The sequence below is a fragment of the Rouxiella badensis genome, from assembly GCF_026967515.2.
Taxonomy (GTDB): domain Bacteria; phylum Pseudomonadota; class Gammaproteobacteria; order Enterobacterales; family Enterobacteriaceae; genus Rouxiella; species Rouxiella badensis.
In genome coordinates this window covers 4,230,695-4,256,823 of record NZ_CP114062.1, presented here as the reverse complement: position 1 = coordinate 4,256,823, position 26,129 = coordinate 4,230,695, and the positions used below count along the sequence as shown (strand labels likewise).

Sequence of the window (26,129 nt, the reverse complement as noted above, 5' to 3'; positions counted from 1 at the left end):
CTTAAGCGCTACGCTGGTTGATCAAGTCCTGAGCACAGGCCCAGGCAGAGCTCCAGGCCCACTGGAAGTTGTAGCCACCAAGCCAGCCGGTGACATCAACCACTTCGCCGATAAAATACAGGCCCGGTACCGCGTTGGCGCCCATGGTTTTTGACGACAGCGCGCGCGTGTCGACGCCGCCCAGAGTCACTTCGGCGGTGCGATAGCCTTCGGTGCCGTTCGGCTGAACCTGCCAGTTTTGCAGTTGCTCAATCAGTGCCGCCTGCTGCGGCACATTAAGCTGCTTTAGGGTGACTTCAGGAAGCTGTCCCAGCGTTTGTAGACATTCCACCAGCCGTTTAGGCAGATGCAACGACAGCGTATTTTTGAGGCTCTGATTAGGATGATCTTGACGCTGCTGGTTAAGAAATGCGCTAAGGTCTAGGTTAGGCAGTAAGTTAACGCTCACAAACTCGCCAGGTTGCCAGTAGCTCGAAAGCTGTAAAACGGCGGGTCCAGAGAGTCCACGGTGGGTGAACAAAATACTTTCACGGAAAACAGTGCCGTCTGCCGCGGTCATCACCGCCGGAACTGAGACCCCGGAAAGCGTCTGCAAATGTTCAAGCAGCGGCTTGTGCAGGGTAAAAGGCACCAGACCGGCACGGGTGGGCAATACTTTGAGGCCAAACTGCTCGGCAAGGCGGTAACCAAACGGCGAGGCACCTAATCCTGGCATGGATAACCCCCCGCTCGCCACTACAAGTGAGCGAGTGCTCACTTCTTGACCATTCACCTGAATCGCATAGCCTTGTTCAGTTTTTTCAACCGCGCTTATCTCACTGCGCAAGCGGAAGGTGACCTTACCTTTTTGGCATTCTTGTTCGAGCAGGCTCACAATCTGTTGAGCAGAATCATCACAGAAAAGTTGACCCAGCGTTTTCTCATGCCAGGCGATGCCGTAACGGTTGACCAGATCGATAAAATCCCACTGGGTATAACGCGCCAGCGCGGATTTGCAGAAATGCGGATTTTCAGAAAGATAGGCAGCCGGTTCAGTGTGCATATTCGTGAAATTGCAGCGGCCGCCGCCGGACATCAGGATTTTACGCCCTAGCTTCTTGCCATTATCGAGCAACAGTACCTTGCAGCCGCCCTGGCCCGCCTGCGCTGCGCAAAACATTCCTGCCGCACCGGCACCAATGACTACGACGTCGTACTGTTCCACAAAAACCTCTCTCTATAACTTTCACACGTCAAAAAGTGATTACGCGTTAAAACGGCGGGGATAAATGCCAACGCTGTGCAAAAAAGCGTCAATTCAGCCTGTTGCGTGCCAGATTGTAAGCTCTGCGGCGTCTATAAGCTAGATTCTCAAACATTAATCCGCGCTGGTAAGAAAATGTTTCAGAAGAAAAACGCCTTTTAACTCAATAGGTTTCAAAGCCTTACTTTGCATACCCTTGATTTTTTACCTATCTTTAGTCAAAAAAATGTCATATTTTCCTTTTCCACTCACCCTGTTCTCGCAGATAATGCGCGGCGTTCATGTCCACAAACTGGCGTAACAATTATGCTGCATTTATTCGCCGGGTTGGATTTCCATACCGGCCTGTTATTGATTCTCGCATTGCTGTTTGTGCTGTTCTACGAAGCCATCAACGGTTTCCATGACACAGCAAACGCAGTCGCGACTGTGATTTATACGCGCGCTATGCGTTCGCAACTTGCCGTTGTGATGGCTGGCGTATTCAACTTCTTTGGCGTCATGCTTGGCGGCTTGAGCGTGGCATATGCCATCGTCCACTTGCTTCCTACTGATTTGCTGTTGAACGTGGGTTCTGCTCATGGTCTCGCTATGGTGTTTTCTATGCTATTGGCGGCGATTATCTGGAACCTGGGTACCTGGTATTTCGGCCTGCCGGCCTCCAGCTCCCATACGCTCATCGGTGCCATTATCGGCGTAGGTCTGACCAACGCGTTAATGACCCACAGCTCGATTATCGATGCCCTTAACATCCCGAAAATGATTAGCATTTTCCTGTCGTTAATTATCTCGCCTCTGGTGGGTATGATTGTCGCGGGAAGCATGATTTTCTTGCTCCGCCGTTACTGGAGCGGGAACAAAAAGCGTCAGCGCATCCATCTGACGCCGGCTGAACGTGAGAAGCAGGACGGCAAGAAAAAACCGCCATTCTGGACGCGCATTGCTCTGATCCTTTCCGCTATTGGGGTAAGTTTCTCCCACGGCGCGAACGACGGTCAGAAAGGCATTGGCCTGATTATGTTGGTATTGATTGGCGTTGCTCCTGCTGGCTTCGTATTGAATATGAACGCTACCGGTTATGACATCACCCGCACCCGTGATGCCGTGACGCATTTGCAACAGTACTATCAGCAGCATACGGATACCCTACAGCACGTGGTTGCCCTGACTCCGCTGGTACCTGCGCCGACAGACAGCAGCACTCAGACGCCCGTCGAGTTCCACTGTAATGACAGCCTTGCGCTTGAAGCACTTTCTCGTACTCAGGGAATGCTGAATAACCTGCAAAGCTACAGTGAACTCGCGCCGGAACAGCGTAGCCAGATGCGTCGCCTGCTGATGTGTGTTTCCGATACGGTAGATAAAACGGCTAAGCTGAGTGAAACCAGCGCTGCCGATAAGCGTTTCCTCAACGATTTACACGGCGATCTGCTGCAAACCGTTGAATACGCGCCTATCTGGATTATCGTTGCCGTTGCATTAGCATTGGCTCTGGGTACCATGATTGGCTGGAAACGCGTCGCGACCACCATCGGTGAGAAGATTGGCAAAAAAGGCATGACCTATGCGCAGGGTCTCTCTGCACAGGTTACTGCCGCAGTTTCTATTGGTGTGGCGAGCTACACCGGTATGCCGGTTTCAACCACCCACGTGCTCTCTTCTGCGGTTGCGGGCACCATGATAGTTGACGGCGGTGGCGTACAGAGCAAGACCATTAAGAACATCGCGCTGGCGTGGTTGCTCACCCTGCCGGTGTCGATTCTGCTCTCAGGCGTACTGTACTGGTTGGCGCTGAAGCTGATTTAACGGACTTTATGCGTAAAAAAGGCGGTGCATGTTAAGTGCGCCGCCTTTATTTTTTTGCCTCAATATTCAGACTCACTGTCGTTTAACTCTCATTCATCGTCCTTTTTTATCGGATTTAATACCAAATCAGCATCGCCAACATACTGATGAGGATTAAGCCGCATAACCCTGTTGTTAGCACAAATTGTCCGCGAACCCTTTCACAACGACGAATAAACTCGGGGTCGTGATGATCAACATAGCGCTGCGCATAGATGTAACGCACTAACCTAATTTGCTTACTGGGCTGCCCGTGCGCGGTAAAAAATCCTCCTCCGTCAACATACTGATAAAGCAGCGGATCGCATCCTCGTAACACCACCAGCAACGCACGAAGAGAAGAGTAGTAGCGCAGCATATTCACAACACATACAACACATAAAGCCCAAAATAGCGCAATGGGACTGATCATGATTCCCCCTTACGGCGACATCTATACTTACCGTCAGCGACCTGTAAGCCTTTCGCCCTTTCTCACCGCCTTTTACCCGATACCTGGGCAATTTTATGCCCGCCCCCCAGACCCTTTCCGGGCTAGCCAACTCAGCGTTCGCTTCACTTGCGAAAAGAGGCAATATGCCGAACTCCCGCTTATTATTGAGTGTAGGAAATGAAATATAAATCGGGGGACAAAAAAAGAATATTTCTGTCGCTAAGCCTGTTCGAACAATGTGATGCAAACCATTCGCCTGGAGAATAGTCCGGCATAAGTAGACGTTTTATGGCTATACTTGAGGTAGGTTAAGTTTTTAGACTGTTGTTTATGCAACATTAGTTTATGAAAGTCGTGGTTATACGGCAGTACTGGACGACACCCCGATAATCCGAATAAACGTTAAATGACTTATGGAAGGAGTTTCTTATGGCTTATAAACATATCCTCATTGCGGTGGACCTGTCACCAGAGAGTAAAGTGCTGGTTGAGAAAGCGGTCTCCCTTGCCAGACCTTACAATGCCAAAGTGTCTCTTATCCACGTTGATGTCAATTATTCGGACCTCTATACCGGCCTGATAGACGTCAACCTCGGTGACATGCAAAAACGTATCTCTGAAGAAACGCACAACGCACTGAGCGAACTGTCACATAACGCCGGTTATCCTATTGCAGAGACCCTAAGCGGCAGCGGCGATTTGGCTCAGGTGCTGGTTGATGCCATCAAACAATACGACGTCGATCTCGTGTTGTGTGGCCATCATCAGGACTTTTGGAGCAAGCTGATGTCCTCGGCACGCCAGCTGATTAACACGGTACACATCGATATGCTGATTGTGCCTCTGCGTGACCCTGAAGACACCAAAGAGTAATGTTCGTACTCTCTCCGGGGGGTGTGATGTTGCATCTCCCGCTCTCCTTGTTTTCATCAATAAATGACACAGCTCAAATTTCGCTTCATTAAATTTAGATCAACTTGCATCCCACTATACAAAGCCATTTTTTTCACTTATAGCTAGTCAGTCATTAGCGAACAAATGGAATTTGTTGCCCTATGGAAATGCACTCATCTCACCCAAATACGCCGCGTCCGTTAGCCCGCCATTACAGTATTGAAACTACAGCCCAGCTTTGCGGTGTATTGCCCATAACGCTACGCACCTGGCAACGTTATGGGCTTATTCACCCACAGCGCGATGCCAAAGGGAGCCGCTGGTACAGCGAGAGCGATCTTACTCAGCTACATACGATCTTGCGAAAAGTCACGGACGGTATTCCGATCGCGCAGATCCGCCCGCACCTTAGCGCGTCAGAGCCAAAGCGGATAGCCGAGAATATCGGTCCAGCACCTCACAGCAGCTGGCACGCTCTACAGGCAGAGATCTTAAACGCCCTCGGCGAGGGTGAGTTACTCAAGCTACGTCGTTTGATTTGGCAATTTGGGCGAGAATATCCACTCGATTGCCTGGTTAACCGGGTGCTTCGCCCTATTCGCGCCTTTCTTTCCACCAGCAGACAGAGACTGCCGATACAGCAAAAAGGGCTGCTGGACAGCATCATAATTGAATATGCCACCTACCTTATGCGTACGCTGCGTCACAGGGCGCGTCCGCAGGTACTGTTGCTGCCGATGCAAATCGACGATCCGCTCGAGCTGTGGCTGGAGTCACTGAGGCTGTGCGGCGAGGGGCTTAACGTCGAGATAGTCCACTGCGAGGTTGAAGAGCCAGACTTGGCGGCCTCGCCGATGGAGCATTATCTCATTTGGTCAGACACGCCGCTGGACAGTCGCCAGCAGGCCGTGTTTGATTCGTGGTTAACGCAGGGCCTGCCGGTGATGCTGCTCGGCAAGGCAACGCTGCTTAAAGCGGCGTGTAAATATCAAAACGGTGGCTCTTAGTGGTCACCGCCGCCTGAGCAGGCGTATCGGCCATTGGCGGGGCATAGTCGGGGCGTTTTACCACTATTCGTTTGGTCGCCAGACGGCGCGCAGGTTCGAGCAGGCCGTCTGCATCGTCATCCGCACCGACCAGCCCCTGGAAGACCCGCATCTCTTTTTTCACCAGTGCACTCTTCTGTCGATGGGGGTACATCGGGTCGAGATAAACCACCTGCGGGCGAGGTGTGATTTCGCTGAGCGCCGTCAGGCTTGAGCCATGCAGCAACGTCATGCGCTCCTGCAGCCAGGAACCGATTTCCGCATCGCGGTAACCGCGCGACAATCCGTCGTCAAGCAACGCAGCCACCACCGGATTGCGTTCAATCATTCTTACCCGACAACCGAGCGCCGCCAGCACAAAGGCGTCTCGGCCCAGCCCTGCCGTTGCATCGACGACGTCAGGCAGATAACTGCCCTTAATCCCTACCGCCTTGGCCACAGCTTCACCGCGTCCGCCGCCAAATCGACGACGATGCCCCAGGGTTCCGCCGACAAAATCGACAAAGATGGCACCCAGCTTCGGTTCGTCACGCTTACGCAATTCCAGTCTTTCAGGGGTCAGTACCAGCGCCATCAGGGCATCTGGATCGGAAACCAGCTTCCAGCGCTCGGCCAGAATAGATAAGGCGCCTGCATCGGCGCCTTCTTCACATGCTAAAAACACACTCACGGGAGGTTGTTATCCTTCGAGGCTCTGCTCTTTAATATCATAATGACGAAGCATAGCATCCAGCTGCGGTTCACGACCACGGAAGCGTTTAAACAACTCCATAGGTTCTTCGGATCCGCCGCGCGTCAGGATATTGTCCAGGAAGGACTGACCGGTTTCGCGGTTGAAAATCCCTTCCTCTTCGAAGCGTGAGTAGGCATCGGCAGACAACACTTCTGCCCACAGATAGCTGTAATAACCTGCCGCATAACCCCCGGCAAAGATGTGGCTAAACGCGTGCGGGAAACGGCCCCAGCTCGGCGAAGGCACCACGGCGACCTGCTTTTTGATCTCGGCAAGGGTTTCGAGGATCCGTGCACCTTTGGCTGGGTCATACTCAGCGTGCATACGGAAGTCAAACAGGCCGAACTCCAGCTGGCGCAGGATAAACAGCGCCGCCTGATAGTTTTTCGCGGCCAGCATTTTCTCAAGCATTTCCTGCGGCAGTGGCTCATGGGTTTCGTAGTGACCAGAGATAAACGCCAGTGCGTCAGGCTCCCAGCACCAGTTTTCCATAAACTGGCTCGGCAGCTCGACGGCATCCCATGGCACACCGCTGATTCCCGCAACGCCTGAGGTCTCGACCTTGGTCAACATATGGTGCAGACCGTGGCCAAACTCGTGGAAAAGCGTGGTCACTTCGTTGTGAGTGAACAGCGCAGGTTTGTCACCGACTGGACGGGTAAAGTTACAGGTCAGGTAAGCCACCGGATGCTGCAATTTACCGTTGCTGCGACGCAGGCTACCGACGTAGTCGTTCATCCACGCACCGCCACGCTTGTGTTCACGCGCGTAGAGATCAAGATAGAAGCTGCCGCGCAGTTCGCCGCTGTCGTCAAACAGGTCGAAGAAACGCACGTCTTTGTGCCAGGTATCGACGTCTTTGCGCTCTTTGGCGGTGATGCCGTAGATGCGTTTGACGACTTCGAACAGGCCCGACAGTGCACGGTTTTCAGGGAAGTAAGGGCGCAGCTGCTCGTCGTTGATGGAGAACAGGTGCTGCTTCTGTTTTTCTGCGTAGTAAGGCAGGTCCCAGGCGTTCATTTCGTCGACGCCATAGTTGGCCTTGGCGAATGCACGCAGCTGAGCCAGTTCAGCCTCACCCTGTGGACGAGCGCGTTTGGCTAAATCATTCAAGAAACCAATAACCTGCTGCGGGTTTTCCGCCATTTTGGTTGCCAGAGACATATCGGCATAGGAGTCAAAGCCAAGCAGTTCGGCCAGTTCGTGGCGCAGCGCCAATTCTTCGGCCATCACTTCGCTGTTGTCCCACTTACCTGCGTTGGGGCCTTGGTCCGACGCGCGGGTGGCATAGGCACGGTACATCTCCTCGCGCAGCTCGGCGTTGTCGGCGTAGGTCATCACCGGCAGATAGCTCGGCGCGTCCAGCGTCAGCAGCCAGCCTTGCTGTTCTTTGGCCTCAGCCAGCGCCTTAGAAGCCGCCAGCGCACTCTCTGGCAGACCGCTTAGCGCCTCGACGTCAGTAATCAGCTTGCTCCAGCCCATCGTGGCGTCGAGCACATTATTGCTGTAGGTCGAGCCAAGCTCGGACAGACGAGAGGTGATTTCACCGTAGCGTTTCTGCTTCTCGGCAGACAGGCCAATGCCCGACAGCTCGAAGTCGCGCAGCGCGTTATCCACCGCCTTTTTCTGCTCGAGCGTCAGAGTGGCAAAATTATCGCCCTCTTTCAGGTCGCGATAGGCCTTATACAGTCCTTCATGTTGGCCGGCCCAGGTCGAAAACTCAGACAGAATAGGCAAGCATTGCTCATAGGCGGCGCGAAGTTCGGCGCTGTTTTTGACCGAATTCAGGTGCCCAACGGGCGACCAGATACGGCTGAATTTGTCTTCGCTTTCAGCAATCGGCTGACACAGCGATTCATAGGTATAAGGGCCAGACTGTGCGACAACCTGCTCGATAGCGGCGCGGCATGCGTCAATGGCAGCCTTCACGGCAGGAACAATATGCTCCGGACGGATGGCGGAAAATGGCGGGAGATCGAACTGTTCCAAGAGCGGGTTTTTAGCTAACGAATCGTTTTGCGTAGTTTGGGTCATAGGGCAGTCCTGATTTAAGAGACATCATCGATAAGTCGTAAAAACTAACATGAGGACAACGGCGTTCAAAATCAAGGGCAGACGGTGCTGGACTTGCTAAGCCTGGAGGCATCGGCAGCGTATCCTGTGCCACTTTCTTATTTCTGCGGATAACTCGGCGCTAAAAGTTTATACTGTCGCCATAAATTATTAGGAAAATGTAAAAATACTATGTTGAGTTATCGCCACAGTTTTCATGCAGGCAACCATGCCGACGTTCTGAAACACACCGTTCAGAGCCTGATCATCGAGTCTCTTAAAGAAAAAGATAAACCTTTTCTTTATCTCGATACCCACGCCGGTGCCGGACGCTACCAGCTGAGCGGGGAACATGCAGAACGCACCGGTGAATATCTTGAAGGCATTGCCCGCCTCTGGCAGCGTGATGACGTGCCTCAAGAGATGGCGGCCTATATGTCGGCGATTAACTACTTTAACCGCAATGAGAACCTGCGCTATTACCCCGGTTCGCCGCTGATTGCCCGCCACTTGCTGCGTGAAGACGACAAACTGCACATGACCGAGCTGCACCCGAGCGACTTTCCGCTGCTGCGCAACGAGTTCCAGAAAGACGACCGCGCCCGCGTCCTGCGTGCCGACGGCTATCAGCAGCTGAAAGCCCAGCTGCCACCGCCGTCCCGTCGCGGCCTGATCCTGATGGACCCCCCGTACGAGCTAAAAACCGATTATCAGGACGTGGTTAAAGGCATTCAGGAGGGCTATAAGCGTTTCGCGACCGGTACTTACGCTATTTGGTATCCGGTGGTCATGCGTCAACAGATCAAACGTATGCTGCGCGAACTCGAAGCGACCGGCATTCGTCGTATTCTGCAAATCGAGCTGGGCGTGCGCCCTGACAGCGATCAGCGCGGTATGACCGCTTCCGGCATGATTGTGATTAACCCACCCTGGAAGCTGGAGCAGCAGATGAACAAGGTCCTGCCTTGGTTGCTTGAGGTGCTGGTGCCAAACGGCAACGGGCATCAGCTGGTTAAATGGGTCGTTCCAGAGTAACTTTTTCCTGCAAAGCCGGGGCTTCTCTCCGGCTTTCATTCAGCTAAGCTATTACAGCCATCGTTGCAATCTTTGCGACAAAGCCGATTCAGGCGTTAAACTCTATGCCATTAGATTTTGGGAACAACCGCTTCCCGGCTTTCTTCTCATTCTTAACTTATGGAAAATTCGATGACCAAACATTATGACTATCTGGCAATTGGCGGCGGCAGTGGCGGTATCGCATCAATCAACCGCGCGGCCATGTATGGACAAAAATGTGCCATTATCGAAGCAAAAGCACTCGGCGGCACCTGCGTCAACGTCGGCTGTGTTCCAAAGAAAGTCATGTGGCACGCGGCACAGATTTCTGAAGCCATTCGTAACTACGGTCCTGATTATGGTTTCGACACCCAGATTAACGGCTTTAACTGGAAGACACTGGTCGCTAACCGTACCGCCTACATCGACCGTATTCATACCTCATACGACAACGTACTGGGTAAGAACAAGGTTGACGTTATTCACGGCTTCGCTCGCTTCGTCGATGCTCATACCGTTGAAGTCAACGGCGAGACGATCACCGCCGATCACATCCTGATCGCCACCGGTGGCCGCCCTAGCCACCCTGATATTCCCGGTGCTGAATACGGTATCGACTCAGACGGCTTCTTTGATCTGTTGGAAATGCCGAAGCGCGTTGCTGTAGTCGGTGCCGGTTACATCGCAGTGGAAATCGCCGGCGTGATGAACGGCCTCGGTGCTGAAACCCACCTGTTCGTACGTAAACACGCTCCGCTGCGCACCTTTGACCCACTAATCGTTGAAACGCTGGTTGAGGTAATGAACACCGAAGGTCCGGCGCTGCATACTGAGTCAATTCCAAAAGAAGTGGTCAAAAATGCCAACGGCAGCCTGACCCTGAAACTGGAAAACGGCAAAGAGTTCGAAGTCGACAGCCTGGTATGGGCCATCGGCCGTGAGCCAGAAACTGACAACTTCAACCTGAAAGCCACCGGTGTGAAAACCAACGCCAAAGGCTACATCGAAGTCGATAAGTACCAAAATACTAACGTCAAAGGCATTTACGCGGTGGGTGATAATACCGGTGCGGTTGAGCTGACGCCGGTTGCGGTAGCCGCGGGTCGTCGCCTGTCAGAGCGCCTGTTTAACAATAAGCCGGAAGAGCATCTCGACTATAGCCTGATCCCAACTGTGGTCTTTAGCCATCCACCAATCGGTACTGTTGGCCTGAGCGAGCCAGAAGCGGAAGAGAAATACGGCAAAGATAACGTTAAAGTTTATAAATCTTCTTTCACAGCAATGTATACCGCAGTGACTCAGCACCGCCAACCTTGCCGTATGAAGCTGGTTTGCGTCGGTAAAGAAGAGAAAATTGTCGGTATTCACGGTATTGGCTACGGCATGGACGAAATCCTACAGGGCTTCGCGGTAGCACTGAAAATGGGCGCGACCAAAAAAGACTTTGACAACACCGTGGCTATTCACCCTACCGGTGCTGAAGAATTCGTGACTATGCGTTAATTGCTTTATTACATTGATCGTAACGTCCATCGGCGTTGAGCCGATGGACCCCGTTTATGCGCCATTATTGGCCAGGAACTCTTTTACTCCAGGATGATTATCGCTATGCTGCCAGAGATGCGTCTCATCTGGACTATTATTATGCTCCCAGGGTAAACGCATTGAATCATCTATATTAGTCGTTTCAGGGATCAAGCTTGCTAATTCCATGATCATAATTGCTTGAGTATCCGGATTTTTCAACAGTAAAGACCTTTTTAGTGCACCATTTTCATGAAACCTGATACCCGCAACAATCATACTTTTCGTGCCCATTTTTTTCATAAAATCTTCTCTTAACATATGGCCATCTTTTCCTATAAAATAGTCAATACCAATATTTCCACGTGAAATCTGAAGTTGCTCATTACGCTGGGCGGTAATTTCTTCAGGCACGTTCCAGTTTCTTAAATAGAAATAGTCTGGTACTGATTTACCCCCTTCCTTAACTGAAGCATGCATGCACTCATGCAACAATACGCGCAACCGGCTTAAACGCGGGAGTGAAAAAAAACGGTCAGTAAAAGCGATGACATTTTTCTGCTCATTATAATAGGCATTGACGATACCGCCCCTGGGTCCGAAAATAGACACCGTCTTAATACTTTTATCAGTTTTGACCAAAAATTTATGGGTAACCTTAAGCGCTTGAATATTCATCTTAATTTCTTGAATATCAGCCTCCGCCAATTTATTAATATCGTCATAACCTAAATATCTTGCGGCTATTTCACGGCCCTGTGGCGTATCGATCGCGACCTCTGCTATCTGTAGCGCCTCTTCCATATTATTAAAAGTGACCGTTGTCATCCATCCTCGCGATAAATTATCGGCTTTAATGGCGTTTAAACCACGTTGACGCACAACCGTCTCTTTGAATAAACGATTAATGAAGGTACCGCGCTGTAAAGTGTCATCAGCCTGGCTGGGACCGGGTTTATATATTTCATCGGCCTCATAGGTTGGAAGTTCATCGATTTCATTATCGGCAGCGCTAAATTCTTCAGCGGGTGTTTTTATGTTTGCGCCCATTAATCCAAATAACGTATTAACTCCTCCATCAATAACATTACTCAAACCTAACTTTCTTCTTCTTTCCGTATCACCATAAATCGAATCATTAATTCCCAGTCCAGTTTGTATAATGCCAATCCCCAATAGGCTGAGACTGCCTATTGCCGGAAGCACGACGGTGACCACGCCTGCCATATTTGCAGCAGCCCGAAGATTCATCAATACTTTCTCTTTAAATACTTCGCCGTTGGTTGTAGTAAGAATATGTGCATCACTGAGGGTTCTACTTTCGGACTTATGCATCATTTCAGTGAAAAGATCACCTTTAAATACTTTCTGGTGATAATTTAAATATTTTGTATCCAACTTACCTTTCGCCAGTGCCTGCAAAGTAGAGTCAACGCCAGGATAATAATGCCCCTCTTGGCGGTCGTATAAAGAGAAGTGGTTGGCAAGTTCCTCGCACTTAATGGGGTCCCTTGCCTGCACTAATACCCAATCTATCAGTTCTTTAGTGCTTTCAAACTCAACAAAACTCTGTGTTCCCGAAGCCTGGTACAAAACAATTTTACCGCCATTGCCGTGGATCAGATAAATATCAGTGGCTGGATAACCATAAATATCAAAAGTAGAGATACTTCCGGCGTATTGGTTCCTGACTTCACGTTCTAACTCCTTTATAGACATATCGGGCAAGCTTGCAATATCACCCAATACAGTCCTTGTCACCAATTTCAAACTAGCCTCTGACAACAGCCCTGAGTTTTGACCTAACAGGGTAATGAAAAGTCCTTTACTGACGGTGCGAAAGCTTATGCGGTTTTTTCTCCAGAAGTTTTTAAGCTGTTGCAGAAATTTATAGCTAAAATTACTTTCGATCACTAAATCTAAAAAGTCTTTGGGCAGTAAACGGACTTCATTATTTTTGCCAAATTGTTCAGCCCGTGCTCCTTCAGTATAAATTCCTGAGTTAGCACTTAGTGCGTCGGAATTTATTTGATCCTCAGCGCCAAAATTTTCCAGCAGCCGCTCGGTCAGCGATTTTGACTCAACGGGACGGGTGGTATGTTCCCAGCCGGTGAATGTTTTAGAGGAAGTTGATCCATAATTAAATCGGTTAAAATATGTTGTATCAGGATCAATCTCTAAAGCATATTTCTCCCTGATAGCTTTTCTTAAATAAGCAGAAGCTAATGAAGTCAATTCTGGATATTCATTTTTTATCTGAAAGACTGCCTCAATATATTTTCGCCTGTCTTCAACTAAGCCTGACGGCTCAGTCGTATTATTGATTTCTACTCCCTGATCTTCAGTCATCGTGATATTAATCGGTTCTGGCACCATAAAGGTGTTGGTTAATTTAGGCTGGGTAGATAAAATCATTGAAAGTGGAACAGGTAATGCATCACTTTGATCCCAGGGAAGCATACCATTAACAAGTGAGGAAAAAGCACCGTCAATGTGAGTGATGATATTCTGTGCATACCTTGCAGCAGAGTTTCGCGGGCTTTGAACGACCGGGCCTCCCAGAGCATCATGTGGGCTAGCGTTCAGCGGCGCTGCCCTGATGTTAATATCGTAGGTCAGTAACTGTGCAGCTGCCTGTATCGTTAGCGCGGCACCTGTTAGAACAGGGAAAAGATTCGGCTCGCGAGGCAATAATCCTCGCCCTGGTAGAAAATTTGAACCTTGTACCATTTCCTGAAATTTATATTTATTGCGGCAATAACTTGTCCAGTCACTCACGGATGTGATTTTTTTCTGATTATTACCAATCTCTTTAAATAATAATTTACCACTCGGCGATTTATCATTGCTGTGATTAACCAGTAAATCATGACCTTTCGTAGATGTTAATTCTTCTATGAGCATTGATAGTTCCCATTATGTAGAAAATATTAAAATTCTAATTTCCATTTAAAACCTAAAGACATCACTCAGAGAAATGTCACTTTATTAAATAGTTATTAATTAAAAATCTCATTAAATTAAAACAAAAAAGTCCGTGGGACTTATTAACATATAAATTAGAAATAAAATAACTATAAATATGAGCTCAAATTTATTGATAAAGGATAAAGAGATGACTACTCTAACAACATCGTGGCTATGCGTTAATTATAATATCTATCGATATTGAGTCGATGGACACCGTCTTTGGGTTAACGAAGTCTGGTGTTAACGACGTCGGCGTGAGAACATTGGCCGGCCGCCATTCTCCCAGGGAAGCTTCATTTTCCCATCAAGCCCCTTCGCCTCAGGTATAGTTCCAGATAATTCCATCACCATCATCGTCTGAGTATCAGGATTTTTTAATAATAATGCTTTACGTAGATCTTGATTAACACGGAAATTATTTACCGCCTCGTCCCAATTATTCCCTCCCATTTTTTGCTTGAAATTGTCTTTTAGCAGATAAAATCCATCATCACTAAAATAACTGCTTTCAAGTTTTGCCTGAGAGACGTATAACATCTCATCACGATATTTCATTAACCAGTCACCGTCAGACGTCATTGCTTTTATGTAAAAATAATCCGGCGTGCATTCCGCTCCTTCTTTAACACCCGCATGGACTATTTCATGCATTAATGTTCTTATTCTAAGAAACGGATCGTCATTAAAGAAGTATTGAGTCAGACATATTGAGTCTATCATTGGAATATAAAATGCCACGATTATAATATCATCGACCACTTTATGTATCGCAGTGATGAAAAAATTAGGATTTTGACTGCTTCTGGTAATCACCCCCCTCATATCAATTATATTTTTATGCAAATTAGCCATATCTTCCGCACTGATATCAGCAGCTTTTTCAAGCCCCAAATAGCGCGCAGCTATCTCTCTTCCCTCAAGCGTATGGAGTCTATTAGACGCCAAGTTTAAACATTCGCCGACGTCAGTCATAGTGTAACGAATGTAGTCAGCACGGATTATGCTGTTTTTTTCGATAGCAGTTAAACCAACGAGTTCAAATTCATAGTTTGCAGGGGGATGGATAACATTACTATAAGGCACTATGTTACTATTAACCTTCCCCGCTAAAACATTACCAGGATTGGGATCCCCAATATTGACAGTCTTAACATGGTATGAAGGCTCAGGATTGATCTCAGCTTGAGGCTCAAGTATGTCTGCCTCGATAAGCGGTGCTTGTATCTCCGCAACACTTTCTCTCACGGCAGTTCCTCCTACTTCACCCGCTCCTGCTAGTCCCCCTGCTACTGCTCTTATTGTTCCCAGACCAAAGGCGCCAAACACCATGTTAAGCCCCCCTGAAAAAGTCTCGGCAGCGCCCGCTCTACGCAGCTTTTCAGCATCACCGTGAAATGCCTCGTCAATCCCCAACCCTATCTGAAGAGCACCAATGCCTATTAGGGCGAGAGACCCCGCGGGTGGGAAAATTAGGGCAACCACCCCTGCCGCCATCGCCGCAATCGGCAAAATTCGCATTAAATTTTGCTTAAATATCTCCAGATTGCTAGTTATTAACAACTCTGCATCCGATATTGTGCGATCCATCACTTTAGCAGTCATCAAGGTAAAGAGATCGCCATAATGCATATCAAGATTATTATTAATATGTTCATCTGAAAGCGAGCCAGCGCCAAGCTTGATTAGTGATGAATCGACACCAGGATTAATCATATTGTCCTGACGGTCGCGGAGAGAAAAGTGGCTTGCTAATCGAGTGCGGAGATAAGGATCGCGCCCCTGAACCTTTATCCATTCTTTCAACTCTTGATGATTATCAAACTCCTGAAATGAATTTTCGTTCGTCGGCCGATATAGGACAACCATGTTATTCATTTTATGACCTCTAAGCCCATCAGCCTCACTTATGATAAATACGTCACTCGATTTATAACCATTAATGCTTAATGGAATAACATCAAAATGTACCTGAGGCACTGACTTTTCCAAATGTTCCATAGTAATGTGAGTGATATTAGTAATATGGCCGAGGGTTAAAGACATCACCATCTTTAACGCCGGATCGCTTAATTGATTAGACTGCTGGCCGAGTAGGGTAATAAATAGACCTTTAATATAAATTCGGTAAATATAATAATACTTGTTCCAAAAACTTTCGAGCTTTTGGGTGTAAATTTTCGAGAAATTACTTTCTATTACCGTTTTTATGAAATCCTCAGGAAGCAGGCAGACTTCATTATTCTTACCAAACTCGCCCCCAGGCGTACTTTGGTTATAGAGGCCGGCTCTGCCCCTTAGAGTAATATCATTAAGCCCGTCCTGGACGACGGCGTTAGACAATAACTGTTCGGTTAAAGTCTTAATCGCCAGTGGCGGCCCGACGTGTTCATAACCGGTAAAGCTGGTACTTGAAGGCCAAGTAGAGTTTGACTTGGGATCAAAGAGAACAAACATTACTTTATCCGGATCGAGGATGAGGCCATGTTTATCCTCAATCAATTGTTTTAGGAATGCTGAGGCCGTCGGAAATAATTCAGGAAACTCGTGTTTGAGTACATCAACTATCTTAAGATAATTGGCTATATCACGTGCAGTGGACCTTGCCTGATGAGTACTAATTGCATTTTTGCCGACACCCTGACTGCGGACTTTTACAGGAAACTCGTCCAAGATGTTGGTCCAGGGCTGGTTATGTATCACATTGGCATCAACACTGTCCCACAGAGTCATTTTATTGACTACCCTATTTATGGCATGATCAACGCTATTTTTAAAATGAGACCATGATAGCACCGGGCTGTTATTAAAAGCGACGGAGAGCAGACTTGGCACATTTAGTTGAGCAGCAGCCAGAATAATAAGACCTTTTACCGTCATTTTAGGAGACAAGTCTGGCAAAGGCGGTAACAGTCCCTGCCCCGGTGTACAGCGGGGTGCGCATAAAGCCTGTTGCCATTGGGCGCTTTCTAGATTTCTTTTTTCGGCCCTATGCTCATTAGAGGTAATCACTTTTCTTATATTTTTAACTTTACTTACTTTAGAGTCACACTGATTTATTATTTTATATGGAGGTGTAAAAATAACATCATGCCTCGTTGAATAATCTGCTAGTTTATTATGCATAACAATCCCTTTGGTTGTTAACCTAAAATTGACCTTTATAAAAAAGTAAAAAACTGAAGAATTTTAAATATTATTATTCATGCAATTATGACCCTTCGTGAGCTTTAATATTACTCTGAGAGCATAGATAATTACCTTTATGTAGAAAATATAAAAACTCTGATTTCAATTAAAATTTCAAAACCTCACTACATGAAGCGCGACTCTGTTGAATATTTTTTAGAAGGTGATTTATTTCAAACAAAACGAGAGCTGTAGGGATATTTAACATATCAACGCACCTGAATAATAACTATAAAGAATAGCTCAAAAATATTGATTTAAAGATATGGAACTCAACAACACTGTGGCTATTCACCCTACGGTGCTGAAGAGTTCATGACCATGTGTTAAATTTCATACCTCCAATTTCTTAACGGAGACGTGATTCTTGCTCATTATTATTTTTCCATGCAACAGGGCCATATTCAGCATCTTTCGCCTCTTGTTTTTGTTGTTCAATCACCTTGGCTCTGAAATTTTTAACAGAATCTGGAGTTTTAAAAGCTCCGTCAATTGCTCTCTCACCTGGAACCTGATCGCCCAACTCCATTATTAGCATTGCTTGAGTATCTGGGTTCACTAGTAGAAGTTCTTTTCTGAGCTCACTGTTCTCCTTAAAAATACGTCTTGCTTCTCCTCTACCTTTGGCACCCATTTTTTCAATAAAATTGTTCACTACCGGTTCCGCATGGTATTCACGTTGAAAATCTAAACCTACAGCTCCGGCGGATATTTCCAGGGTATCATCACGTAATTGATGTAGAGAACTAAAGTGAGTAGAGGTGTAGAAATAATCTGGCACCCCTGCTTTAAACTCGTCTAATCTATAAGGTGCGGTCGCGTGCATCCCTTCATGAAGTAACACATGTAATCTATTATCATCGGACCCTCCAAAAAATTTATCGTCGAAAGAAATGCTTTTTTTATGATCCTCGTAATAGGCATGTACCCCTTGCCTTTTAGGGTCATATATTTTTACCGCTTTAACAACGATGCTTTCATCCCCTATCGCTTCATGTACTGTCATCAGAGAATCAATATTTCTTCGCACGAACTGTATATCGGCATCGGTGATTGAACTGCCCTCTTCGTAGCCTAAATATGCTGCAACAATGTCTTTACCTCGACCTGTCCTCAGCGCCCCTCGAGCCTTAAGCAAAGTTTGATCCATTTTAGATAACGTATCAGTCAATTTTAGAGCATCTCTTACGCTGTAGCGCGTAATCCCGGCGAGGCCTTTGCCATGTAAAACGGTTCTTTTTAAAACTCGATTAAACCAACTGATCGGGGGCGAATTTTGCACGCTGGCTACAGGAACGGTTTCAACTACCCCAATCGTTCCAAAGAGAACATTAATACCACCGTCTATGGCAGCGGCTAATCCGGCGAAGCGTTTTGCTTCGGTATCGCCATAAATATTAATATTGACACCTACTTCCATTTCAACCGCACCAGCCCCCAGAAGAACCAAGCTACCTACGCCAGGAAGGATCATTGTCCCAATCCCTGCGGTAATAAGTACAGGTTTGAGGTTCATCAGCAGCTGGTCTTTAAGCACCTCATTATTGGTTATAGTCAGCGTTTCGGCATCTTTGATAGTGCGTTCTTGCGCACGTGCTGCAAGCCAGGTAAAGACATCACCTTTAATATCGAGCGATTTATAGTTGATGTAACTTTCAGCCCAGTCCCCACTCGCCAGCCCCTTTAGGGCGGTGTAAACACCCGAATAAGTTTGCCCATCCTGACGATCGTATAACGAAAAATGTTCCAGCAAACTCTGTCGCTTGCCGTCATGTCGTACCTGCTGTAATACCCAGTTATTGAGCTCCTGTGAATTATTGAATTCGACAAAGCTCTCATCCTCGGTGGGTTTATATAAAATAATCCTCCCATTAAAGCCGTGAATCAAAATAATATCTGTAGCGTGATATCCGTAGATTGAAAAACTAGAAACTTTTAGAACTGTTCTTTTAGAGTTTTTCTTCTCCAATTCATCCATAGTCATAAAGGGAAGTTTTCTTATATCCCCTAATACGCCCATCATTACGGAGTCTTCACCCAACTCAGATAAATTATTCGACTTATCTGCCATAAGACTAAGAAATTTCCCTTTAATCACCGTTCTATAACTGCTGATATTTATCAGCCAAAAAGTCTTTAATTCTTTTAAGAATTTCTTACTAAAATCACTTTTTACAACAATGTTTAGAAAGTCCTTAGGCAAGATTTTTACTTCATTAACAGCGCCAAAATAATTAGCCTCAGCACCCTGATTATATATTCCAGAGTTACCACTCAGGGCATCAGCATTGAGCCTGTCTTCTGCACCAAAGTTATTTAATAACATCTGGGTTAACGTCGTAGATTCTTTGGGATGATTATGGTGCTCCCATCCTGTATAACTCTCTGATGAACTTGAAGAACGTTCAAATCGGTTAAACCATGTCTTATCAGGGTCGATATTCAGAGAACGATATTGCTGATTTTTTGAGAGGCTTGCCTTGATATAATTCGAGGCAAGTTCATATAGCTTAGGGTAGTTTTCTTTTATTTTATTAACAGTATTAAGATAAGCCTTTCGGTTTCTCGCCTGGGATAAATTTTGTGCTTCGTCTAAAAGGCTTTGCGTTGGATGGGGTTCACTGTGCCGGCTGACCGTCATCCTTTCATCATCGGGATCAAGTTGAATGACCGGGTGGGCATTGGCCACACTCCATGGCCATATTTTTTGCATCACTGAATCTATATTATTGTCGAGCCGACTGCCCCATCTTTTTCCATGATCCAAGATCTGGCTGAGGGAATCGCTATATGTTGAAGTTGAGCCTGCTGGGGAGGGGTGAGTCGGGCTTGTATGGGCTTGGGAAGTCGGTTTCTTGCTCACATCGACGCAGCCCAAGGTTTGAGTCAGCAACTGAACGGCTGCAATCATTGCCGTCGCTTTGGCTGAAGGCACCAGCTCGAGATCAGGCATGGGTGGGAGGGTACCCTCACCGGGAATAATACGCGGGCATTGATTAGCCAGATACAATTCATCTTTAAAATTTATGATTTTCTTATCAGAGGAGATATTCTTTCCGCTATTATAGACATTAACTTTCCGAAAATTAAAGGGATTAACAATTTCCCTTTCCGCTCTATTAATAACTCTATTACTTTCCTCGAGAAGAGCTGCGCTTAACATATGCAATCCTTACTTATGTTGAGTTAGATATTCTAAAGCTAAATGTAATAAAATAAAAAATTATCAAATTTAACAAAGTGATATTTCATAATATACTTGATGAAATATTGAATATACTAATCATTATAAAAGGAGCGATTTAAGCTTAAAATTATGAAATCAATCGCTGTTGAAGAAAATCTAAAAATGCCTTATTGACCTCACTGCGCTGGCGATGCTGCGGATAAACCGCACTCAGCGTTAATGGTTCAGGATTAAAATCCTCCAGGACCGTCACCAGCATTCCATTATTTAATGCGGATTCAATAATAAATTCTGGCAAAAGCACCAGTCCCAGCCCAGCCACGGCTGCGTCTTTCAATATTTCGCCATTATTACTGACTATAGGACCCTGTACGTCGAGCAGTTTGCGCTTGCCGTCTTGCGTCAGCTCCCAGCCGTTCTGACCTTCACGGCCATAGCGAAGGCAAGCATGCCGCAAAAGATCTTCCGGGACCCTAGGCGTACCTGCGCGTTGAAGATAATCCGGGCTACCGCAAATCACCCTGTTTAGTACGCTTAAGCGACGGGCAATCAGCGTCGAGTCTGCGAGTGAACCAATACGGATAGCGATATCAAAACCTTCGCCAATCACATCGACGTAGCGGTCGCCCAGCTCCACCTGAAATTGCACCGAAGGATGCTGTCGCAAGAATTCGGCAATCAGCGGGGAGAGAAAACTCATGCCAAATGACATCGGAATGCTGATACGAAAGGAGCCTTGTAGTTCCAGCCGACGTTCTGACACGGCCTGCTCGGCTTCCTGAATATCATCCAAAATTTTCTGTGCATGTTGCGAAAAAACCTGCCCAGACTCTGTCACCGATAACTTGCGCGTATTACGAATCAACAATCTGACGCCGAGAGAAGCTTCGAGTGCCGCCATCCGCCGACTCACATACTGCTTAGACAGTAACAACTGCTCCGCTGCCGCCGTGAAATTGCCAGCCTTTATTACGGTAATAAAAATGCGAAGATCTTCAATCTGCATGCTGTGAGTCTCAAAGTGAACGTTGCCCATTATCGTCAACTAAAAAGTGACAGTGTTTGTCATTCAGGCCATCTATTACACAAATCAGTTTACGTTTAATCTATTTATATCGGAAGGGCAAACGCCTTTCATCCCCATAATTCAGGAGCACATTATGATTGAGCAAAGACTGTCTGAACAACGCGGCCTTGGTGACCACGGCTGGTTGAAATCTCGTCATACTTTTTCATTCGCCGGCTATTATGACCCTAAACAGGTTGGTTTCTCTGACCTGCTGGTAATTAACGACGATCGTGTGGCAGCGTCCCGCGGCTTTGGGGCACACCCGCACAGCAACATGGAGATCATTTCCTACGTTCTGGAAGGTGAACTGGCACATAAAGACTCGATGGGTACCGGCTCGGTGATTGTTCCAGGCGATGTGCAGCTAATGAGCGCAGGTTCAGGCGTAACGCACAGCGAGTTTAATAACTCGACGACTGACGGCGTGCATTTTTTGCAAATCTGGATTGTGCCGGCAGAAAATGGGACCAAACCAGGTTATCAGCAGGTCTCTGTTGCTGAAGAGGACAAACGCGGCAAGCTCCGACTGATAATATCGCCGACCGGTGATGACAAGGCTTTAAGCGTGCGTCAGGATATTAAAATATACGCCGGGCTTTTCGACGGTAACGAGCAGGATACCGTGACTCTTGCCGAGAACCGCTACGCGTATATCCACGTTGCTCGCGGCAGCGTGAAGGTAAATGGTATCGAGTTTAAGGCAGGCGACGGCGCCCGCGTACGTAATGAAACGTCTCTGACGTTCACCGACGGTGATAAAGCCGAAGTCCTGTTGTTTGACCTGCGCCCGGTAGAAGTTAACCACCCAAACCGTTAATTCATAATTAAAATTAATAGCATTTAAGGCTGAGGATTTATCCTCGGCCTTTTTTATTTCCCAAACTCACTGGAAAAGATCGGGGATTCATCGTTTTCTATTACTCTGTTAAAGCATTACCCAAATGGGCTCACAATAAATCGCTTCGATTTGCTTACACCGATTTGGATAATTTTATGACCGGTATCGACCAGTCTCAATACCGTGCAGATTTTAAAAAAACATCATCGAACACGATACAAATCCTCAACGAGCCTTATTAGCAAGATCTCTATTACTGATCAAATCTCCGACCATTCACGCAACAGGTTGTGATACAGATTCAGCAGCGACAGTACCTCTTCACTTTCGCCGTGGCGCGCTTTCAGCTTCTGGATATTGCCGTCGAGTTCGAACAGCATGCCACGCTTTTTATCATCGCGAATCATCGACTGTACCCACATAAATGACGCCACTCGCGTCCCCTGTGTCACAGGCGTGACGCAATGCAGGCTGCTGGAAGGGTAAAGAATTAAATCACCCGCTGGCAATTTGACCGAGTGTTGTCCGTAGGTGTCATTAACGACCAGTTCGCCTCCTTTATAACTTTCTGGTTCGCAAAGAAAAAGTGTGGCGGAGAGGTCAGTACGCATCCAACCCGCTTCACCGTTGTTACGCACCGCACCGTCAACGTGAAAACCGTAAGTTTCATTCTGCTGATAGCGGTTAAACAGTGGCGCAGAGATACTGCGCGGAAGAGCGGCGGCAAAGAACAGCGGACTGTTTTGCAACGCCTTGAGAACCGCAGCCTGTAGCACCTGATAAATCTCGCTTCGTGTATCAATCTGTTGATTATTCTTCACTTGAGCACCCTGACTGCCGACGGTGGCACGCCCGTCAATCCAGGGTGCGCGCTCTAGCTCGCGGGAAAAGGCAGCAAGCTCGTCAGCGTTTAATACTGCGGGAATACGATACATCATGATTGTCATCTCACAGGAAATCGTGGGGCACAGGGCCCCACGTTCTTTTTAAAACAGCTTAGAAATGCACGCTCGCAGTTAACAAGAACGTTCTTTCTTCGCCCGGATGGTAGCGATATCCGCTCTTGTTGATCGATGCAACGTAGTCTTTGTTGAAGATGTTATAAACGTTGAGCTGAATATCAAGGTTGCGGTTCACGCGATAGCCGGCCTTCGCATCAGCGACCCAGTAACCTTCGGTATAAGAAGGTGTCCCCACCGCACCATCGGTGCCACGGCTTAAGCCGCCAACATAGCGTGCGCCGCCGCCAACGGACCAGTCATCGCTGACCTGATATTGGTTCCACAGGGTAAACGCATGTTTAGGCGTGTAAGGCAGAGACGACGAGCCTTCCGCGGTCTCGATAGCCCCCTGGCGAACCGAGGCATGCTGCTGGGTGTAACCCGCTATCACCTGCCAGTCCGTTGTAATATTGCCGCTCGCCGACAGCTCGTAGCCCTCTACGCGCTTGGTGCCATATTGCGAATAGGTACCGTCGTCGTTAGCTTCAACGTCGTTTTCAATATCAGTACGGAACACGGCGGCGGAAAGCAGCAGACGTTTATCCATCACTTCCCACTTGGTGCCAATTTCAGTGGTTTTAGCCTTTTGAGGTTTGAAATCGGTGCGGTTGGCGCTGTTGCCCGTCCCGCTGGCGGCCAGCGCGAAGGTGCTGCCACCCGGAGGCTGCTGAGAAATTGCATAGTTGGCGTAAAGGTTGCCATTTTCGGTCAGATGATAAAGTGCACCGACCTTCCAGTTAACCAGGTTGCCCGACTTATTGGTATTCACGGTCGTAATCGGCGTATTTTTTGGCACCCCGGCAGGGCAGGCCAACGCACCGCGCCCCGTTGAGCCGCAGGCAGTCGCGCTGTCGTAGGAGGTGTGATAGCTGTCGAGACGAACGCCGCCGTTAATTTCAAATGTACGGGTAATCTGCAGGGTATCAAAAGCATAAATCCCGGCGGTATCGGTGGTGCCATTGGCATTCGCACCATTGTGCGTCAGGCCACCGATGCTGATATCGCTATTAGGATGATAAATATTGGCCGCTGGCAGCGTCAGCGCATTAACGCCGTAGTTGGTCTGCTGCTCGCGGGTAAATTCAACCCCGGCGCTGACGTCGTGACCGATAGAACCGGTCTGGAACTTAGAGGTGATATTGGTCTGGTTGGTCAGAATCTTGTTGCTGACGTCTTTGGTATTCGCCACACGGCCGAGCGACCAGCTGCCAACGTCGCTGTTAGGACGGGTGATATTGGAATCCGCCGCCATAAATGCGCTAAGCAGATAGTCCTGCTTGATCTGCGACCAGCGAGTGGTGTTGCGGATAGTGGTGTTTTCCGAAAGGTCATGCTCGAAACGCATCGTGACGGTATCGGTGGTTGAATCGTCGTAATCGGAATTAGTGCCGTAGAAATTATGCGTGTTGACCTTGCCCGAGGAATTCAGCGCCGAAGTCGCCGCCGACGGAGCCGAATAACCTGGTAATCCGATAGTCGGCACACCGCCGTCTGGCGTGTTGTGCTGGGTAACATGCAGATAATTCAGGTAAAGACGGTTGGAGGTTCCCAGACCAAAAGCCAGAGAAGGCGCAATGCCGTAACGTTCGTTCTGCACCTTGTCACGGCTTGCGTCATGCGTTTTCTCGCCCATCAGGTTCAGGCGGAATGCCGTCGTGTCGTTGAGCATCTGATTGTAATCCAGCGTGCTGCGGCGGAACCAGGCGCTTCCCACGCTGACAGACGCATCGAGGCCGTTATCCATGCGCGGCTGTTTGCTTATCATGTTGATAGAGCCCGTTGGCGCACTGCGGCCATAGTCGGTACCCGACGGCCCTTTGATGACCTCAACCTGCTCGGTGTTAAAGGTATCGCGCGAGACGCTGCCGATGTCGCGAATTCCGTCAACGTAGATACTGTTAGAGGTATCGACGCCGCGCATATACACCGCGTCACCGGTTGATGAACTGCCGTTTTCACCCGCGTAGAAAGCCCCGACTCCCGGCACGTTTTTCAAGGCATCGGTCAGGTTATTAACCCCCTGATCGTTCAGAACTTGTTTAGGAATAACCGTGATGGTGCGCGTGGTATCCACCAGCGGTCGGGTGAATTTTGGATCTGCGGACTGCCCTGGAGCGTAAAGAGAAGGTGCCTGAGCTTCAATGACCAGCGTGTCATCCTGTTTTTTTTCTGCATTATCAGCAGCCTGAGCGTAAGCAGGAGCTGAAATACCCAAACATAAACCGGTGAATAACGTGAGTGAGTTGAAGCTGGTAAACGGCAAGGTGAGGTGCTTTTCCATTTTCTTATTTATATTTCTTCGTTTTAAAAGTTATTAGTTACCCAGCGCATCGATGTCTGCTGAGACACCCATGCAGGAACCCGCCGCCTGAATAAACACCCTCAGGAAAACAGCGGGTTGCCCTAGCTGGCTTAGACGCTATAAATGATAAAGATAATAGTTATCATTTATGTTCTTATTTTTATCACGAAAAACAGACAAAAAGAATACACTGCATTACGGAATGCTTACATTACGTACATCTTTTGTCTTAAATTACTCTGAGAGTTCCCTGATGAGGGCTGTGGCAGGGTAGAAAGCTGGGTTTATCGGCCAGCTTTGCTGGAAAAGAGATTAGATAAGATTTGAGATTTCTATCAGATTAAAATCAGGGTCGCGGATGTAAACCGAAAGGATTGCCCCCTGGGCGCCGGTGCGTTCGACCGGCCCTTCTTCAATCACGACCTCATGAGCAATCAGCTCTGCTATTACCTCATCCAAGGGCGTTGCGCTGATAAAGCACAGGTCTGCCGATCCTGGTGTCGGAGCCTGTGCTTTAGGCTCAAACTCTTTTCCGCGCTGATGAAGATTTATTTTTTGCCGACCAAAGGTTAGCGCCTGACGAGAACCTTTGAAGGTCACGACTTCAAAACCCAATATCTGATGGTAAAACGCGATAGTGCTATCGATATCTGCCACGGTCAGTACCAGATGATCCAGATTTTCAATTTTCATGCCAGGGGATCCTCACTGTTTGTAATCCTTGTATTTAAATCAGTTAGCCTCTTTAGG

17 protein-coding genes are annotated in these 26,129 nt (G+C 47.8%); 6 read left to right on the top strand and 11 right to left on the bottom strand.

The genetic code is table 11. From position 1 onward, the window contains the following. Position 1: 1 nt before the first annotated feature. Complete coding sequence (locus tag O1V65_RS19585) at positions 2–1,204, bottom strand: BaiN/RdsA family NAD(P)/FAD-dependent oxidoreductase (protein ID WP_084913308.1); 1,203 nt, start codon at positions 1,202–1,204, stop codon at positions 2–4. A gap of 345 nt (positions 1,205–1,549) precedes the next feature. On the opposite strand from O1V65_RS19585, the gene pitA reads away from it, so the two are divergent. Beyond that, a complete protein-coding gene (pitA, locus tag O1V65_RS19580; RefSeq protein ID WP_084913309.1) occupies positions 1,550–3,049 on the top strand; it encodes an inorganic phosphate transporter PitA in 1,500 nt (499 codons plus the stop codon). A gap of 115 nt (positions 3,050–3,164) precedes the next feature. Here the strand turns inward: pitA and uspB are convergent, their stop codons facing one another. Then, complete coding sequence (gene uspB, locus O1V65_RS19575; RefSeq protein WP_009635668.1) at positions 3,165–3,500, bottom strand: universal stress protein UspB; 336 nt, start codon at positions 3,498–3,500, stop codon at positions 3,165–3,167. A gap of 450 nt (positions 3,501–3,950) precedes the next feature. Here uspB and uspA point away from each other — a divergent pair, with 450 nt between their 5' ends. Both uspA and O1V65_RS19565 read left to right on the top strand, forming a co-directional pair. Beyond that, positions 3,951–4,394 carry a universal stress protein UspA gene (gene uspA, locus O1V65_RS19570; protein WP_017492770.1) on the top strand — a complete coding sequence of 148 codons (444 nt, stop codon included), beginning with the start codon at positions 3,951–3,953 and terminating at the stop codon, positions 4,392–4,394. Between the two features lie 182 nt (positions 4,395–4,576). Next, entirely contained in the window at positions 4,577–5,422 is an 846-nt protein-coding gene (locus tag O1V65_RS19565; RefSeq protein ID WP_017492769.1) for a MerR family transcriptional regulator, read from the top strand. Here the strand turns inward: O1V65_RS19565 and rsmJ are convergent. Beyond that, positions 5,385–6,131, bottom strand: a complete 747-nt coding sequence (gene rsmJ, locus O1V65_RS19560) for a 16S rRNA (guanine(1516)-N(2))-methyltransferase RsmJ (protein ID WP_227953622.1) — start codon at positions 6,129–6,131, stop codon at positions 5,385–5,387. The genes O1V65_RS19565 and rsmJ overlap by 38 nt on opposite strands. Positions 6,132–6,140: 9 nt before the next feature. After that, on the bottom strand, positions 6,141–8,228 hold the full coding sequence (gene prlC / locus O1V65_RS19555) for an oligopeptidase A (protein ID WP_017492767.1): 2,088 nt from the start codon (positions 8,226–8,228) through the stop codon (positions 6,141–6,143). Positions 8,229–8,438: 210 nt separating this feature from the next. Between prlC and O1V65_RS19550 the strand changes: the two genes are divergently transcribed. Beyond that, the gene (locus O1V65_RS19550) at positions 8,439–9,281 is read left to right on the top strand and encodes a 23S rRNA (adenine(2030)-N(6))-methyltransferase RlmJ (protein ID WP_017492766.1); all 843 of its coding nucleotides are present in this window, start codon (positions 8,439–8,441) and stop codon (positions 9,279–9,281) included. Positions 9,282–9,452: 171 nt separating this feature from the next. Then, positions 9,453–10,805: a glutathione-disulfide reductase gene (gorA, locus tag O1V65_RS19545; protein WP_165429916.1), complete on the top strand. Its 1,353-nt coding sequence runs from the start codon at positions 9,453–9,455 to the stop codon at positions 10,803–10,805. Between the two features lie 54 nt (positions 10,806–10,859). Here the strand turns inward: gorA and O1V65_RS19540 are convergent, their stop codons facing one another. The 4 genes from O1V65_RS19540 to O1V65_RS19525 all read right to left on the bottom strand — a co-directional run bounded on the left by O1V65_RS19540 (position 10,860) and on the right by O1V65_RS19525 (position 21,175). Further along, complete coding sequence (locus O1V65_RS19540; protein WP_227969007.1) at positions 10,860–13,730, bottom strand: dermonecrotic toxin domain-containing protein; 2,871 nt, start codon at positions 13,728–13,730, stop codon at positions 10,860–10,862. A gap of 306 nt (positions 13,731–14,036) precedes the next feature. Beyond that, complete coding sequence (locus O1V65_RS19535; protein WP_269129959.1) at positions 14,037–16,919, bottom strand: dermonecrotic toxin domain-containing protein; 2,883 nt, start codon at positions 16,917–16,919, stop codon at positions 14,037–14,039. 412 nt (positions 16,920–17,331) lie between these two features. Further along, positions 17,332–20,145, bottom strand: coding sequence for a dermonecrotic toxin domain-containing protein (locus O1V65_RS19530; RefSeq protein ID WP_269129958.1), 2,814 nt, complete (start codon positions 20,143–20,145; stop codon positions 17,332–17,334). A 151-nt stretch (positions 20,146–20,296) separates the two neighbouring features. After that, the gene (locus O1V65_RS19525; RefSeq protein ID WP_026110819.1) at positions 20,297–21,175 is read right to left on the bottom strand and encodes a LysR family transcriptional regulator; all 879 of its coding nucleotides are present in this window, start codon (positions 21,173–21,175) and stop codon (positions 20,297–20,299) included. Positions 21,176–21,329: 154 nt separating this feature from the next. Here O1V65_RS19525 and O1V65_RS19520 point away from each other — a divergent pair, with 154 nt between their 5' ends. Further along, entirely contained in the window at positions 21,330–22,055 is a 726-nt protein-coding gene (locus O1V65_RS19520) for a pirin family protein (protein ID WP_017494087.1), read from the top strand. Positions 22,056–22,336: 281 nt separating this feature from the next. On the opposite strand, the gene ybiX is transcribed toward O1V65_RS19520, so the two are convergent. The 3 genes from ybiX to O1V65_RS19505 all read right to left on the bottom strand — a co-directional run bounded on the left by ybiX (position 22,337) and on the right by O1V65_RS19505 (position 26,072). Continuing rightward, positions 22,337–23,014: a PKHD-type hydroxylase YbiX gene (gene ybiX / locus O1V65_RS19515; RefSeq protein ID WP_192504241.1), complete on the bottom strand. Its 678-nt coding sequence runs from the start codon at positions 23,012–23,014 to the stop codon at positions 22,337–22,339. Positions 23,015–23,072: 58 nt separating this feature from the next. Then, the gene (locus O1V65_RS19510) at positions 23,073–25,358 is read right to left on the bottom strand and encodes a catecholate siderophore receptor Fiu (protein ID WP_269129957.1); all 2,286 of its coding nucleotides are present in this window, start codon (positions 25,356–25,358) and stop codon (positions 23,073–23,075) included. A gap of 333 nt (positions 25,359–25,691) precedes the next feature. Continuing rightward, positions 25,692–26,072 carry a VOC family protein gene (locus tag O1V65_RS19505; RefSeq protein WP_017494090.1) on the bottom strand — a complete coding sequence of 127 codons (381 nt, stop codon included), beginning with the start codon at positions 26,070–26,072 and terminating at the stop codon, positions 25,692–25,694. Positions 26,073–26,129 lie beyond the last annotated feature (57 nt).

What these genes read in the sequence shown, in the direction of transcription:
- O1V65_RS19525 (WP_026110819.1), bottom strand. Translation starts at nt 21,175, where the DNA reads ATGCAGATTGAAGATCTTCGCATTTTTATTACCGTAATAAAGGCTGGC.
- pitA (WP_084913309.1), top strand. Translation starts at nt 1,550, where the DNA reads ATGCTGCATTTATTCGCCGGGTTGGATTTCCATACCGGCCTGTTATTG.
- ybiX (WP_192504241.1), bottom strand. Translation starts at nt 23,014, where the DNA reads ATGATGTATCGTATTCCCGCAGTATTAAACGCTGACGAGCTTGCTGCC.
- gorA (WP_165429916.1), top strand. Translation starts at nt 9,453, where the DNA reads ATGACCAAACATTATGACTATCTGGCAATTGGCGGCGGCAGTGGCGGT.
- O1V65_RS19540 (WP_227969007.1), bottom strand. Translation starts at nt 13,730, where the DNA reads ATGCTCATAGAAGAATTAACATCTACGAAAGGTCATGATTTACTGGTT.
- uspA (WP_017492770.1), top strand. Translation starts at nt 3,951, where the DNA reads ATGGCTTATAAACATATCCTCATTGCGGTGGACCTGTCACCAGAGAGT.
- O1V65_RS19565 (WP_017492769.1), top strand. Translation starts at nt 4,577, where the DNA reads ATGGAAATGCACTCATCTCACCCAAATACGCCGCGTCCGTTAGCCCGC.
- O1V65_RS19520 (WP_017494087.1), top strand. Translation starts at nt 21,330, where the DNA reads ATGATTGAGCAAAGACTGTCTGAACAACGCGGCCTTGGTGACCACGGC.
- O1V65_RS19530 (WP_269129958.1), bottom strand. Translation starts at nt 20,145, where the DNA reads ATGTTAAGCGCAGCTCTTCTCGAGGAAAGTAATAGAGTTATTAATAGA.
- O1V65_RS19550 (WP_017492766.1), top strand. Translation starts at nt 8,439, where the DNA reads ATGTTGAGTTATCGCCACAGTTTTCATGCAGGCAACCATGCCGACGTT.
- O1V65_RS19510 (WP_269129957.1), bottom strand. Translation starts at nt 25,358, where the DNA reads ATGGAAAAGCACCTCACCTTGCCGTTTACCAGCTTCAACTCACTCACG.
- O1V65_RS19505 (WP_017494090.1), bottom strand. Translation starts at nt 26,072, where the DNA reads ATGAAAATTGAAAATCTGGATCATCTGGTACTGACCGTGGCAGATATC.
- uspB (WP_009635668.1), bottom strand. Translation starts at nt 3,500, where the DNA reads ATGATCAGTCCCATTGCGCTATTTTGGGCTTTATGTGTTGTATGTGTT.
- O1V65_RS19535 (WP_269129959.1), bottom strand. Translation starts at nt 16,919, where the DNA reads ATGCATAATAAACTAGCAGATTATTCAACGAGGCATGATGTTATTTTT.
- prlC (WP_017492767.1), bottom strand. Translation starts at nt 8,228, where the DNA reads ATGACCCAAACTACGCAAAACGATTCGTTAGCTAAAAACCCGCTCTTG.